The 14,810-nt window shown below is 44.6% G+C and carries 11 protein-coding genes; 5 read left to right on the top strand and 6 right to left on the bottom strand.

From position 1 onward, the window contains the following. Positions 1–20: 20 nt before the first annotated feature. Together EL210_RS01635 and lysS are read right to left on the bottom strand one after the other, a co-directional pair. Positions 21–1,016, bottom strand: coding sequence for an NAD(P)H-dependent glycerol-3-phosphate dehydrogenase (locus EL210_RS01635; protein WP_018919490.1), 996 nt, complete (start codon positions 1,014–1,016; stop codon positions 21–23). Next, positions 1,009–2,748 carry a lysine--tRNA ligase gene (gene lysS, locus EL210_RS01630; RefSeq protein ID WP_018919489.1) on the bottom strand — a complete coding sequence of 580 codons (1,740 nt, stop codon included), beginning with the start codon at positions 2,746–2,748 and terminating at the stop codon, positions 1,009–1,011. The genes EL210_RS01635 and lysS overlap by 8 nt, the downstream gene beginning before the upstream one ends. 346 nt (positions 2,749–3,094) lie before the next feature. Between lysS and EL210_RS01625 the strand changes: the two genes are divergently transcribed. From EL210_RS01625 to EL210_RS01600, 5 genes are all read left to right on the top strand, one after another. Next, entirely contained in the window at positions 3,095–3,784 is a 690-nt protein-coding gene (locus tag EL210_RS01625) for a queuosine precursor transporter (protein WP_025879745.1), read from the top strand. A gap of 3 nt (positions 3,785–3,787) precedes the next feature. After that, positions 3,788–4,255 (top strand): preQ(1) synthase, encoded by a 468-nt coding sequence (gene queF, locus EL210_RS01620; RefSeq protein WP_018919487.1) that lies wholly within the window; start codon positions 3,788–3,790, stop codon positions 4,253–4,255. 583 nt (positions 4,256–4,838) lie between these two features. Beyond that, positions 4,839–5,648 carry a glycosyltransferase gene (locus EL210_RS01610; protein ID WP_018919485.1) on the top strand — a complete coding sequence of 270 codons (810 nt, stop codon included), beginning with the start codon at positions 4,839–4,841 and terminating at the stop codon, positions 5,646–5,648. A gap of 55 nt (positions 5,649–5,703) precedes the next feature. After that, complete coding sequence (locus tag EL210_RS01605; protein WP_018919484.1) at positions 5,704–6,333, top strand: sugar transferase; 630 nt, start codon at positions 5,704–5,706, stop codon at positions 6,331–6,333. Between the two features lie 113 nt (positions 6,334–6,446). Next, positions 6,447–7,556: a glycosyltransferase family 4 protein gene (locus EL210_RS01600; protein ID WP_018919483.1), complete on the top strand. Its 1,110-nt coding sequence runs from the start codon at positions 6,447–6,449 to the stop codon at positions 7,554–7,556. A gap of 26 nt (positions 7,557–7,582) precedes the next feature. Here the strand turns inward: EL210_RS01600 and EL210_RS01595 are convergent, their stop codons facing one another. Genes EL210_RS01595 through EL210_RS01580 form a run of 4 tightly spaced genes read right to left on the bottom strand, consistent with a single transcriptional unit; the run spans position 7,583 to position 13,861 of the window. Then, the gene (locus EL210_RS01595) at positions 7,583–8,014 is read right to left on the bottom strand and encodes a lipocalin-like domain-containing protein (protein ID WP_018919482.1); all 432 of its coding nucleotides are present in this window, start codon (positions 8,012–8,014) and stop codon (positions 7,583–7,585) included. Continuing rightward, on the bottom strand, positions 8,011–9,609 hold the full coding sequence (locus tag EL210_RS01590; protein WP_025879744.1) for a capsule assembly Wzi family protein: 1,599 nt from the start codon (positions 9,607–9,609) through the stop codon (positions 8,011–8,013). Before EL210_RS01590 ends, EL210_RS01595 begins: the two co-directional genes overlap by 4 nt. A 47-nt stretch (positions 9,610–9,656) precedes the next feature. Further along, positions 9,657–13,076: a transcription-repair coupling factor gene (gene mfd, locus EL210_RS01585; RefSeq protein WP_018919480.1), complete on the bottom strand. Its 3,420-nt coding sequence runs from the start codon at positions 13,074–13,076 to the stop codon at positions 9,657–9,659. 35 nt (positions 13,077–13,111) lie between these two features. Then, the gene (locus EL210_RS01580; RefSeq protein WP_018919479.1) at positions 13,112–13,861 is read right to left on the bottom strand and encodes a polyprenol monophosphomannose synthase; all 750 of its coding nucleotides are present in this window, start codon (positions 13,859–13,861) and stop codon (positions 13,112–13,114) included. Between the last annotated feature and the right edge of the window lie 949 nt (positions 13,862–14,810).

Here is a 14,810-nt window from a genome sequence, read left to right as displayed (position 1 = left end):
AGATTGTACAAGATCATTGACTATCTAAAATTATCTGTTAATGTTTGGATGACTTTCTGTGGCGTATTATGCTCGTATAAGATGCTGTAGACGGCATCAAGTATAGGCATATTCACACCAACATGACCATTGATTTCCCTCATGCACTTTGTTCCGAAGTAGCCTTCTGCAATCATTTCCATTTCAATCTGTGCACTTTTCACCGAATATCCTTTGCCAATCATCATGCCGAATGTACGGTTACGGCTGAAATTACTATAGCCGGTAACAAGCAAGTCGCCTAAATAGACACTGTCACTGATATTGCGTTGTGCAGGATAAACCGCTGTAAGAAAGCGGTTCATCTCCTGAATGGCGTTGGAAAGGAATACAGCTTGGAAGTTATCTCCATACTTAAGGCCGTGGCAAATGCCTGCTGCAATGGCATAAACATTCTTTAATACGCCTGCATATTCAATGCCAACGATGTCCATTGAAGTCTCTGTCTTGATGAATTCGGTAGAGATGACATTGGCAAAAGCCTGAGCTTTTTCCATATCGGCACAGCCAATGGTCAGATAGGAAAGGCGTTCAAGTGCCACTTCCTCGGCATGTGAAGGGCCGCTTACACACGCAATATTCTCGTATGGAACATTCCACACCTGGTGAAAGTATTCAGAAACCACAAGGTTTTCATCGGGAACAATGCCTTTTATAGCACTGACAATGAACTTGTTGTGCAATGGAACCGTGAGCTTCTGTAGGTGGTTCTTCAGGTAAGGCGACGGAGTTACGAGCACAAGCGTGTCATATTCGCACACGATATGGTTGAGGTCGCTCGAAAACTCAATTTCGTTGATGTCGAAATGCGCCGCTTGCAGGTAGGCCGGATTATGCCCCAATCGCTTGAACTCGGCTATTCTGTCGTCACGACGCATATACCAACCGATGTGATGTTCATGCTTCACAACTAATTTGGCAAGTGCCGTGGCCCACGAACCACCGCCAATAATGGCTATCTTTCCACAGTTATTCATTTGCTTGGTCTATCCAATTCTGAATTTGTTCAACGGAAGGTTTCTCGTAATTCAACTTGTATTTCTTGTTGATTTCACCGAGTTTCTGTTGCAATCCCTGTGCTTTCTCGTCCTTGATGTCGCTGATGAGGTTGAAACCGGCCTTGCGAAGCACGTAGACCCAATCCTCTTCAACGCCTAATTCTGCCCATTCCTTGATACTGCTTTGTGGCATCTTGGCTTCCGGTTTCATCTGTGGGAAGAGCAAAACTTCCTGGATGAACTCCTTGCCTGTCATCAACATGCAGAGTCGGTCGATACCAATTCCAATACCGGATGTAGGAGCCATGCCGTATTGTAGGGCACGCAAGAAGTCTTGGTCGATAATCATTGCCTCGTCATCTCCCTTGTCAGCCAACTTCATCTGTTCCTTGAAGCGTTCTTCCTGATCGATAGGATCGTTCAACTCGGAATAGGCATTGGCAATCTCTTTGCCGTTCACCATAAGCTCAAAACGTTCGGTCAAGCCTGGTTTTGAACGGTGCATCTTGGTCAACGGACTCATTTCTACAGGGTAATCTGTAATGAATGTCGGCTGAATAAAGGTGCCTTCGCAGAACTCTCCAAAGATTTCATCAATGAGTTTACCTTTACCAAAGGTCTCATCTATACCCTCCATCTTCAGGTCTACGGTAGCAATCGTGCGGATTTCATCTTCATTCTTCCCTGCAAGATCAAAGCCGGTCTTTTCCTTAATGGCCTCAAGTATAGGCAAACGACGGTAAGGTGCTTTGAAAGAAACCGTGTTTTCACCATTCTTCACCTCTGTACTGCCGTTGTTGACAGCCTTACAAATGGTTTCAAGAAGCTGCTCGGTGAAACTCATCATCCAGTTATAATCCTTGTATTGCACGTAGAGTTCCATGCAGGTAAACTCTGGATTGTGAAACTTGTCCATACCTTCGTTGCGGAAGTTCTTGCCGATTTCATAGACACCTTCAAAGCCGCCGACGATCAATCTCTTCAGATATAGCTCGGTGGCAATACGCATATACATGTCAATGTTAAGCGCATTGAAGTGCGTGATGAATGGGCGTGCACTCGCACCCCCTGCAATACTCTGCAGCGTTGGCGTCTCCACTTCGGTATATCCGTGTTCATCGAAGAAGTTACGCATGGTGCGTAAGATGGTAGCACGCTTGAGAAAAGTTTCCTTTACGCCGTCGTTGACAATCAAATCCACGTAGCGTTGACGGGCACGAAGCTCTGGATCGTCAAACTTATCGTAGGCAACACCATCCTTATATTTAACGATTGGCAGCGGTTTCAGGCTCTTGCTGAGGAGTGTAATCTCCTTGGCATGCACACTGATCTCGCCTGTCTGGGTTCTGAAAACGAAGCCTTTTACGCCGATAATATCGCCGATATCGAGCAGTTTCTTAAACACTTTATTGTATAAGTCCTTATTCTCATCAGGACAAATATCGTCACGTGAGATGTAAACTTGTATGCGGCCTTTGCTATCCTGGAGTTCAGCGAAGCTGGCTTTACCCATGATTCGGCGGCTCATCATACGGCCGGCAATCACTACCTCGCGTTGTTTTTCGTCATCATTAAACTCATCCTTGATATCGGTTGAGTATGCGTTTGTAGGATATTCTGCTGCAGGATAGGGATTAATCCCCATGTCACGCAGTTCCTGGAGACACTGTCTGCGAATGATCTCCTGTTCACTAAGCTCTAAAACGTTCATCTTTATGTTCGAATATATACATTACTTTGATTATGCAAAGTTAATAAATTATTCTGAATACCCACCTCTTTTATTGTTTTTTATGGTTCAATCTGTATGATGTTTCAACCGTTTCTTCATAGTCTTCCGAATGAGATAAAGATTGGATTTTCAACAGATAAAAGAATGAAACAGTATTAATTCTTCTTTCATGTCACAAATTTTAGTCTCTCATTCCCTGCTCCCCATTTCCCTTTCTTCATTACATTAATTCCTCATTCCACACTTCTCATTCCACTTTTTTTATTATCTTTGCACCCGAATTCAAATGAACCGAGTGCTTGATAAACCTCGTAAAAAACAAGAAATGACAAAAGAAAAGAACCAAGTCAGTGTGCTGTTCATGCTTTTCAGCATACTTTTCTGCGTTTGTCTGATTACGGCAAACGTGCTCGAAACAAAGCAGATATCCGTTGGAAAGATTAGTCTTACCGGTGGATTAATCGTGTTCCCAGTGTCTTACATCATTAATGATTGCGTGTGTGAAGTGTGGGGTTATCAGAAAGCCCGACTGCTCATATGGGTCGGTTTCGCCATGAACTTCTTCTTTGTTGCCCTTGGTGCGCTTTGTGATGCTATTCCTGGAGCACCTTATTGGAATAATGAAGCGGGCTTTCATGCCATTTTCGGTCTTGCTCCACGCATTGCAGCAGCTTCGTTTGTGGCCTTCCTTGTGGGCAGTTTTATCAATGCCTACGTGATGAGCAAGATGAAACTACTCGACAATGGACGCCATTTCTCGGCGCGTGCCATATTGAGTACGGTCTTCGGAGAGTCTGCCGACTCGCTCATCTTCTTCCCTTTGGCCCTCGGAGGTGTAGTTCCTGCGCTGGAATTGCCTAAGCTGATGTTGTGGCAGGTGGTGCTCAAGACGGGGTATGAAATTATCGTTTTGCCTTTGACGATACGCATTGTACATTATTTGAAGCGTCATGAAGGCGAGGATGTCTATGATAACGGCATCAGTTATAACGTGTTGAAAATATTTAATCTGTAAGCAATGGAAAGAAAAGATGAAGGCCTTCAGGCCTTGGGAGCCAAGACAAAATACCGTATGGACTATGCTCCCGAAGTGTTGGAAACGTTCAACAACAAGCATCCGGAGAATGACTACTGGGTCAGGTTCAATTGTCCTGAGTTCACTTCTCTGTGTCCTATCACCGGACAACCCGACTTTGCAGAGATCCGTATCAGTTATATTCCGGGCGAGAAAATGGTTGAAAGCAAGAGTCTTAAACTCTATCTGTTCAGCTTCCGCAATCATGGTGACTTCCATGAAGACTGTGTCAACATCATCATGAAAGACTTAATCAAGCTTATGCAACCGAAATATATCGAGGTGATCGGCCTCTTCACGCCACGTGGAGGCATCAGCATTTACCCTTATGCCAACTATGGTAAGCCGGGTACGAAGTATGAAAAGCTGGCCGAAGAAAAGCTGATGCAGGGACTCCCGCAATCACTTTAAAAGCTTTATAAGCTGAGATTTTAGCAGAATTCAGTGCTTATGTGCACCCGATATGAATGAGGAAAGCAGCATGATGCAAGGGTGTCATGTTGCTTTTTTGTTGATTTTTTTACGAGAAAAAAGGGGTCTTGTAACAGAGGTAAATAGAAAAGGGAAAGCGAAAATAAGCTCTTTGAAAGGCAATTTCCTTGAGATGATTTCGCTTTTTGTTGGCGTTAGTTTTCCCATTTGCGTCAAATCACCTTGTCATATGAAGCAGATGGCGTGCTGTTATGACGCAGAACACGCGCTCATTTGACGCTGATTGCAAGCTGTTTTGACGTGAAATAGGTGTGGAAAATAGCGTTTTTTATTTCATAATTTGTTTGGAATTGCGTAATGATTTGATTGTCAACAGCTTGCCAACTCAAAGAATACAGCGCTTATTTCGACCGAAAGTATTTTTATTTTCAAATACGCAAGCCTTATAAAGGCTTTTGTTTGATTTTTTCAAGAGATAGGAGTGGGGAGAGGAAGAAAATCAATATGCCATTCTGATTGCTCGGAAAAAATGTGTAACTTTGCAGCTTGTAATCAGTTGTTTATGGCATTTTCTGTTCTCATATCAGTATATCAGCGTGAAAAACCGCAATATCTTGAGCAGGCACTTGAAAGCTTGTTGGAGCAGACTTTGCTGCCCACAGAAGTGGTTATCGTTGAAGACGGACCGCTGACCGACGAGCTTTATGCGGTCATTGAGGCTTTTAAGACTCGATTTGCAGCAACGGTAAGCGTTGTCCTGCCACGTAACGTTGGACTCGGACTTGCCCTGAATCATGGATTAAAAGAATGTCATTATCCCATTGTGGCACGCATGGATAGTGATGACATTTGCAAGCCCTGGCGCTTTGAAAAGCAACTCGAAATCTTGAGAACGCATAAGGAAATAGATGTTGTGGGAAGTTGGATTGATGAGTTTCTGGGAACGAAAGAAAATATTATTTCTACGAGAAAAGTTCCTGAAACACATCAGGAAATCCTGCATTTTGCCCGATACCGTTGTCCACTCAATCATCCTACGGTCGTATTTCGTAAGGAAGCAATTGAAAAAGTGGGTTGTTATAGGAAGGTTAGACTTGAAGATTATGATTTATGGGTACGTGCGTTGCAAAGTGGTGCGGTCTTTTATAACCTCCAAGAAAGTCTCTTATGGTTTCGATTTAGTGCAGAAGCGTTTCATAGAAGAGGTGGATTGAACTATGCAGTAAAAGAGATTGGCTTTCACTATGCTATGTATAAGCGTGGTTTCATTGGTCTTTCGACATTTGTTTGGAATGTAGTGACGCGATTGTTAGTACGGCTTTTACCCAATGGATTACGCAAAAAAGTATATATTTCTCGTATTCATAGATAACAAAGTGCCTTATCTTGCGTTAATCTATGTAGAACAATATCGGTAAAGACGCTTCATGACAATACTTAACAATGGCTATATCCTTGATGGAATGAATGAATACGAACGTGTGATCAAGCGTCTGTTTGATTTCATTGCAGCCGTGATATGCTTTGTTATTTGTTTGCCTTTATTTTTCTTTTGCTATCTTGCTGTCAAGAAGGAAGACGGTGGACCGGCTATCTTCAGACAGGAACGTATAGGCCGTTTCGGTCGGCCTTTCACGATTTACAAGTTCAGAAGTATGGCTTTAGATGCCGAAAAGAGAGGGCCGATGCTGTCTAATCAGACGTATGACAAGCGATTGACCAAGACAGGAAAGTATCTTCGTAAGCATCATCTCGATGAACTTCCCCAGCTATGGAATGTAGTTAAGGGCGACATGTCATTCGTAGGACCACGCCCCGAGCGTCAATTCTATATTGATAAGATTATGAAAGAAGATCCACGTTATCGCTGTTTATATCAGATTAGGCCTGGAGTTACAAGCTATGCGACCCTATATAACGGCTATACTGATACCATGGAAAAGATGCTTATGCGTCTTCAAATGGATTTATACTATTTGGAACACCGCAGTTGGTGGCTTGATATCCGTATTCTTGGACTTACATTTCTGAAGACAATGTTTGGCAGGAAGTTCTGATTTTATAGTTGAACCTTTAAATAAGAAGGTTGTTTTCATGATTAGATAAATAGGTTCTTATTCTTTACAATAAATGACTTCATTGTGAGTTTTAATAATAAAAGCTGATTACAATGCCAATACAATATATCGCGATATTATTATCTTTTTCCCTCAGTTTTGTCGGAGGTTTTATTTTCATTCCTGCCATTTTGCATTTCTGTCAAAGTCATCAGCTCTTTGATTTTCCTACTAATCGTAAGGTACATCGTCAGGCGATACCGCGTCTTGGAGGCATCGCTTTCGTTCCTTGTATGGTGATTTCGGCCTTTGTTGCTTTGTTTTTCCTTAGCAAGCAAACAAATAATGTAAGCTTACAGGTAACTCTTCGGAGTTTTGTTTTCCTCGTTTCGTTGGCAATGGTGTATTTTATGGGCGTTCTGGATGACATCATAGGTCTTAAAGCAAGGAACAAATTTATCATACAGATGATAGCCGCAGCCTTGATTTCGGCTATCGGTTTGCGTATAAACAGCCTTTATGGATTTCTTGGAATCTATGATATTCCTATTTGGTGTTCCATACCCTTGTCTGTCTTTTTCATTTTGTTTGTTATCAATTCCATAAACCTTATCGATGGTATTGATGGACTTTGTGCCACAATAACATTTTTAATTCTGTTGAGTTTTCTTTATTCTCATATTGTAGAAGCATCGCTTGTGTATGCTATTCTCATAGCAGGATTAATGGGAGTACTTCTTCCTTATCTATATTTTAATATGCTTGGAGGACATAAAATAAAACGGAAAATATTCATGGGTGACTCTGGAAGTCTTTCATTAGGCTTCATCATAAGTGTTCTTTTCATTATACAGGCAGAGGGGAGTCCTATGTCAATGGCTTTCGAGAAAGGTCTCTTTATCCTCCCATATTCATTGATGATAGTCCCAGTTTTTGATGTTGTGCGTGTTATTCTTGTTAGATTGCGACATCGAAAGCCTATATTTTTAGCGGATAAAAACCACATTCATCACAAGATTATGCGTGCAGGTTTCAATCAGCATCAAGTATTAGGGCTGATAATAGGGATGTCTTCGTTGTTCTGTGGAATGAATTTTGTGCTTTTCAATGACTTTCAATATTCTGTAGTTACACTTGTCTGTGTTGATGTTTTCTTGTATATGGGCATTCATTTCCTCATTAATCTGCATATAAGAAGACATGGGGAAAATGTTTTCGTCTGATTTTTGCTACTAAGTAATCTTTGAATTTAATGCTTTTTAAATAGCAATCGGAGTGTTTTCGAACGCAAAATCAACTTATTGTTTGACAGGCTTTCGATTTCAAATCCTTCCTTCAAGCCATTCACTCCATAGGGCCTTACGATATTGACATCCGTGATTTTAATGTCATCAACGTCGCGGTCTGACAGATAAGGTGAGTCGAGAAAGAGGCTGTCTCCACGATGTTCGAAACTGAAATAGAGGTCAGAATATCCTCCTTTTGTATCTCTCATTTCGAGCAAACGACCTTGGAAAGCCCAGGTTCTTCCACTTGTTTTCAGGTCTGATGTATGTTGGGTTGCAAGCGTGTCTACGGCTATCATCTGCCAGAACCCATCGAGTTTGCCGTTGTTGGAGAACTCGATTTCGCAGCTTGTAAGCAGCAGAAGGGCTGCAAATAGGAATGTTATCTTTTTCATTTTCTTATGCGTTTGAAGTTTAGAACACCTGATTTAGTGATTGTGAACTGCAGACCGGTGTTGTTGCCATACAGCTTTCCATGGTCTAATCCAAAGGCTCCTTTCACACTCCAATCAGCAAATCGCGAACTTTTGGGGCATGTATAGCCGGCCTCAAGAAGCAGACTGAAGTTCTTTCGTGGGTCGGAATAGAATTCATAATAAGTGCCAAACCCTTTTTGATAGGTAGCCAAAAGACGGTAATTCAGGCCTTCGGAAAGTCTACCTTCAGCTCCTAAGTGCCATGCAATGAAGCGATTGTTCTTCACTTCTATCGTTCCATCGGTGTTATAAAGCGGCGACATGTAGAGCGGATTGCCCATCACCATGCCCCAATGTTGCCAACCTGTGAAGAGAGAATGATTGTAGTAGTTGTCCCGTCCGCATATATGTTCGTTGATATTTGCCGTGTGGTCGTGGTAAACAGGGCCTCCCTGATACTTCGTGTAGAGGTATTCGACAACCATTTTCCTTAGCCATGGTGTCTGTTTCAGTCGCAGTTCAGCCCCCAGCATCCAGTCTTTGAAGTCATAAGCGAAGTATTTCGATTTCACGTGCCGATGCTTGTCGGCGCCCTTTCCCCAGCCGTTTTTATTGATATGTATCATCTCAGAGTTGTCTTCAAAGTATTGATCGGCATAGAAACTCAAGCCCCATTTCGCGTTGTCATAGTTCAGACGGGCTACCCAACTGCCTACTTGGTTGCCCTCGGCATTGATAAAATTGCCGTCGGTTACATCTGTTCCGCCTGGGAAAAAGGCATTCCAGAACGAGCGAAGACTGTTGCTGCTCTTGGTTTCTTTCATTCGATTGCCGTCTCGGAGATATGATTTTCCACCGAATTGGCATGCCATTTCAAGACCTAATTCAACAGAAAAGGGGAAGTTTCGCTCGGGATTTCCAATCATCAGATAGCCTGCTTTGCTGTGATAGAATGTTCCTTCCGTATAGCGGTTTTGCTTTTCCGTGAAGCTGCGTTGCCATGCATCATCCGTCGGTTTGCCGTAGGCGATATGGCCTTTCAGTCGCAACCAACTCTTCGTGAAAGGCAAAATCCAGTATTCGGGCAGTGCAATGCGTACTTGGGGAATAGGTCTTGCGTTGATACCGAATGTCTGTGAACCCGATGAAAGCATGTTATCTTTCAGCTCCATCGGCTGTTCTTTGGCCCCGATAGTCAGCACACCATGCAGCCATCGGGCTTCAACAAAGGCCTGTTGAACAACAAATTGGCTCGTGAAACCATTGGGAAGAACCAAATCGATGCCGTATCCGATGCCCCAGCGACGTGCAGAATCGCGTTGCAAGGGGCGTTCGATAGCTGCTCGGAGATAACCGTTTGTATGCTTGAGCGAACTTAATCCATAGCGATTGGCTGTCAACCAAAGTGGCGTTTTGCCTTTAGACAGACTCTCTTGCCATGTCAGTTGGTAGCTAAGCTCTTGGGTAAGGTCGCGTTTCCCGATGCTGTCTGTCTGATGATTGAGCGCAAGTAGCGGTGTCGAAGCCAACAGGAAAAGTCCCATTGTGACTGCTGTTCTTATGTTTTTTGTCATATATGGAAATCGTTTGAAATTCAAAATACAGCCCAAGCCCTTAATAGTTAGCATGCAGAAAGGCCGTCGAGCATAGCCCGAAGCACGTTTACGGCGGCCTCAACTGTTGGAATCTGGCTGACGGTCAACAGTCTTCGTGTGCCCACTTGCTTGAAGTCGCACTGCCGTGGATGGTTACCTACGTAGTTGATGACGGCAGAAAAAGTCTTGCTTTGGTAATAAGCGCTGTCGGGATTAGCCACAAACTGCATGTTCATCTTGCCCTGCCGGAGCATGATTTTCTCACAACCAAGGCGCTTGCCCAACCTGCGAAGCGGCACCACTTGCATCAGCTCGAGTGCTTCATGAGGCACTTCGCCGAAGCGATCCACCAACCGTTGACGGTAAGTTTCAAGGTCGTTGTCATTGTTGATGTTGTCCAATTCGCGATAAAGCAACATGCGTTCGCTGCTTCCCGGCACGTAGTTGTCGGGGAAATACATTTCGAGATCGCTCTCAATGGCACAGTCTTCAACGAATTCATCGCCACTGATGTCTTTGCCTTGTGCTATCTGTTCGGCATAGAGCTCATGGAACTCATCGTTCTTAAGCTCTGTAACGGCTTGGCTAAGTATCTTCTGATAGGTCTCATATCCTAAGTCTTCCATGAATCCACTCTGCTCTGCGCCGAGCAAATTCCCTGCACCTCGTATGTCAAGATCCTGCATGGCAAGGTCGAAGCCGCTGCCCAATTCAGAGAAATTCTCAAGAGCTTCGAGTCTGCGTCGGGCCTCGGGAGTAAGCGACGTCTTAGGAGGTGCGAGCAAATAGCAAAAGGCTTTGCGGTTACTTCGCCCCACACGGCCTCGCATTTGGTGCAGATCGCTGAGCCCAAATCGGTGGGCATCGTTGATAATCATGGTGTTGGCATTGCCGATATCAATACCGTTTTCAACGATAGTCGTAGAGAGTAGCACGTCATAGTCATAGTTCATGAAGCCCATGAGTACTTTTTCAAGTTTGTCAGGTGGCATTTGTCCGTGGCCAATGGCTACCCGACAATCGGGCACATACTTATGGATGAGGTTGGCAATCTCCTGTAATCCGTTGATGCGGTCATGCACAAAATAGACCTGCCCGTTGCGACTCATCTCGAAATTAATGGCATCTGCAATCACTTCATGACTGAAAGTAGCCAGTTCTGTGTGTATAGGATAGCGGTTAGGTGGCGGAGTTCGGATGATACTCATATCGCGGGCACCCATTAAAGAGAACTGCAATGTGCGCGGAATAGGGGTTGCAGACATCGTCAGTGTATCGACATTGGTCTTCATCTTGCGCAGTTTCTCTTTCGTAGAAACGCCGAATTTCTGTTCTTCATCAATGATGAGAAGTCCCAAGTCGTGCCATTTCACCGACTTACCGAGTAGCTTATGTGTGCCGATTAATATATCAATCTTGCCGTCTTCAAGGTCAGTCAACACCTGTTTTGTCTGCTTCGCCGACCTTGCCCGTGAGAGATAATCCACCCGAACAGGCATACCTTTCAGGCGATTCTTAAAAGTTTGATAGTGCTGATAAGCCAAGACAGTGGTCGGAACGAGTACAGCGACCTGCTTACTATCGCATGCAGCCTTGAAAGCTGCACGCACTGCAACCTCTGTTTTGCCGAAACCCACGTCGCCACAAACAAGCCGATCCATCGGTCTTTGACTCTCCATGTCGGCTTTAACGTCTTGAGTTGCCTTGCTTTGGTCGGGAGTATCCTCGTAAAGAAAACTTGCTTCAAGTTCATGTTGCAGGTAACTGTCACCGCTGAAGGCATAACCTTTCTCATGACGGCGCTGTGCATAGAGCTTAATGAGGTCGCGGGCAATGTCCTTAATGCGTTTCTTGGTTTTCTCTTTCAGCCTATCCCACGCTCCCGTTCCAAGCGTACTGAGGCGTGGAGGCTCGCCTGTATCCGCCCGACGGTACTTACTTATCTTGTAAAGTGAATGGATACTGACATCTACTTTGTCGTTATGTTGGTAGATGATGCGTATCATTTCCTGATAGCTGTTGCCTGCAGGAACGCGCACAAGTCCGCCAAATTTGCCGATACCGAAGTCCACATGAACAATGAAGTCGCCTGGTTCCATCTCCTGAAGTTCCTTCATTGTGAGCGCCATCTTGCCTGCTCGGGCGCCGTCGCTTTTGAGATTGTACTTATGGTAGCGGTCAAATATCTGATGATCGGTAAAGAAACAAAGCTTCAGAGCATCGTCGGTAAAGCCTTCATGCAGTGTTCTGTTGACAGGTTCGAATGCGATTGACCGCGCTTTCTGCGAGTCCATGTCGGCAAAGATGTCTTTCAAACGCTGGGTTTGCTTGTCACTGTCGGCCAGAATATAAAGCTTGTAGCCCTTTAGGATATAGTCTTCGAAAGTGTCAACCAATAGGTCGAAGTTCTTATGGAACAGCGGTTGAGGCGTAATCTTGAATTTCAAGACATCATATTTCTTGGCTTTCTGCGTAGCCATTACCTCTGTTTTGCCGGCATTCATGCCAAATTCTATCCTGCGAAATGTTGCGGCATCTTCTGTAAACTGATAGGGCGTAATGAGCGATTTCTCCTTGTTGAGTTCGCTCATTATCTGCTTCTGCTCCATTTCCGTGGCCCCTTCAAGTCGCTCTGTGACGGCTTGTCTGGAGAAACCTTCAGCATATACGTGCTCAATGACATCGTGGATGTAGGCAAAGTCTTTTGCAACAAGCACAGTATCTGACGGCAGAAACTTCAGAAAAGAAATCTTTTCGGTGGCTGACATGGCCAATTCGGGCACGATTTCTATATCGTTCTGCTTGTCTTTCGATAACTGGTCTTGCACTTCAAAGGTGCGGATCGTGTCGATTTCACGGCCGAAAAAGTCAATACGGTAGGGGTATTCACAACTAAACGAATAGACATCGAGGATGCTTCCACGCACGGCAAACTGGCCAGGTTCATATACATAATCAACCTCTTGGAAGCCATAATCGCGCAGCGTGTGGGCCACATCGGTGATGTCTATCTGCTGTTGTCCGGTCTTTAAGGACAGCCGACGTTCATCCAGATGCTTCTTGGAAATCACCAATTCAGCCAAAGCTTCGGGATAAGAAACGATGAACAATGCTTCATGGGCTTTGACATCGCGGGTCGAAACCTTTGCCAACACCTCGGTTCTCGGTATTTCATTGGCGCTGTCTCGCTGCCCATACTTGACCGAACGCTTATAGCTTGAAGGGAAGAACAACACGTTCTCCGTGCCCATTACCTGTGTGAGGTCGTGATAGAAATAGCCGGCTTCATCGGCATCTTGAAGCACAAAGAGAAACGTTTGCACGGTTTTCTCGGCCACAGATGCAAACAACAATGGCGTTGCTGAGGCCTGCTGACCTTGTAAAAAGATGTTACCGCCTTGCTTATCCTGTAGTAATTTGAGCAATGCTCCCGTTTGGGGAGCCATTGCATAGAGCTGTCTGATGTCTTTAATATCCAAACCTAAGCCTTGATTTTAGGGTATTTACGAAACCAACCGTCAAGCCGAAGGCGCATCACTCCAAAGAAAGCCTCGCCAAAAATGCCGCCACTCATCTTGCTTGTTCCCTCTCGGCGATTGACGAAAACCACGGGAACCTCCTTGATTTTGAACCCAATCTTATGGGCAGTGTACTTCATTTCAATCTGGAAACCATAGCCTTTGAAGCGCACTTCGTCTAAAGGAAGCGTTTCAAGAACGCGGCGTTTGTAGCACACAAAGCCTGCCGTGGTGTCGTGAACCTTAAAGCCTGTGACAATACGTACATATTTGGAAGCGAAGTAACTCATCAGTACACGGCCGATAGGCCAGTTCACAACGTTCACTCCACTGACATATCTTGAGCCAATGGCAACGTCGAAACCCTCGTCATGTGTAGCCGCATAGAGTCGCGGAAGGTCGTTAGGATCGTGACTGAAATCGGCATCCATCTCGGTGATATAATCGTAGCCGTGAGCCAAAGCCCATTTGAAACCGGTGATATATGCCGTGCCAAGTCCTAATTTTCCCTTGCGCTCAATGATAAAAAGACGGTCACCGAACTCGCTTTCTATCAGTCGATGCACGATAGAAGCGGTGCCGTCAGGACTTCCATCATCAATAACAAGGATGTGAAAACACTTTTCCAAGCCGAAAACGGCACGTATAATCTTCTCGATATTCTCCTTCTCATTGTAAGTAGGAATTATCACAATAGAATCACTTTCATGCATAGCGATGTTCGTTTTTATATCTTGCAAACTTACATAAAATAATTGAATTTTATGCTTTCGAATTGGAAAAAGAATGCAAAAGGATAGTTGCTGTGGCTTAAAAAGCCACAGAACGGGGCTAATGTTGAATTGTTTTAATTCATAATTCACAATTCATAATGCATAATTATAATGCGAATGCCTACCTACTTCCCCGCAAGTTAGCACTCCCTCCTTGGGAGGGGCAGGGGGAGGTTACGCAAGTTAGCACTCCCCTCCTTGGGGAGGGGTTGGGGGAGGTTACGCAGGTTAGTACTCCCCTCCTTGGGAGGGGTTGGGGGAGGTTACGCAAGTTAGCGCTCCCCTCCTTGGGAGGGGTTGGGGGAGGTTACGCAAATTAGCACTCCCCTCCTTGGGAGGGGTAGGGGGAGGCTCTGCAAGTTAGCACTCCCCTCCTTGGGAGGGGTTGGGGGAGGTTACGCAAATTAGCACTCCCCTCCTTGGGAGGAGTAGGGGGAGGTTACGCAAGTTAGCTCCCCCCTCCTTGGGAGGGGCCGGGGGAGGTTACGCAAGTTAGTACTCCCCCTCCCTTGGGGAGGGGTTGGGGGTGGGTATCTATTAAATTCTTTTACAAATGCTTTCTCAGGAAGGGGCGTGCTGAAAAACGAAAGCGTTGCGGTCGAAAATACGCGAGTTTTGAGCCTTGTTGGTAAATTATTGGTTGTCAAAGTGTTACATGAAATGAATGGAGAAAAGGCATTTTTTCAGTCAGATTATTTTGCAATTAGCGTCAAAACGGCCTGTAACTTGCGTCATATTACCATTTGTTCTGATGCAGAATGCACGGTGACTTGATGCAAATGGGAAGCTAATATGAGGCAAAACGCATGTAAAGAAGCTAAGAATGAGAAGATAAAGAGACAGAAAGCAGAATAAAACATGAATTTTTATCAGCTTCGATTTCTATTTG

It is taken from the genome of Segatella oris (assembly GCF_900637655.1).
Lineage (GTDB): Bacteria > Bacteroidota > Bacteroidia > Bacteroidales > Bacteroidaceae > Prevotella > Prevotella oris.
Note: the sequence above shows the minus strand (reverse complement) of the source record. Positions and strands in the feature narration are given on the sequence as shown.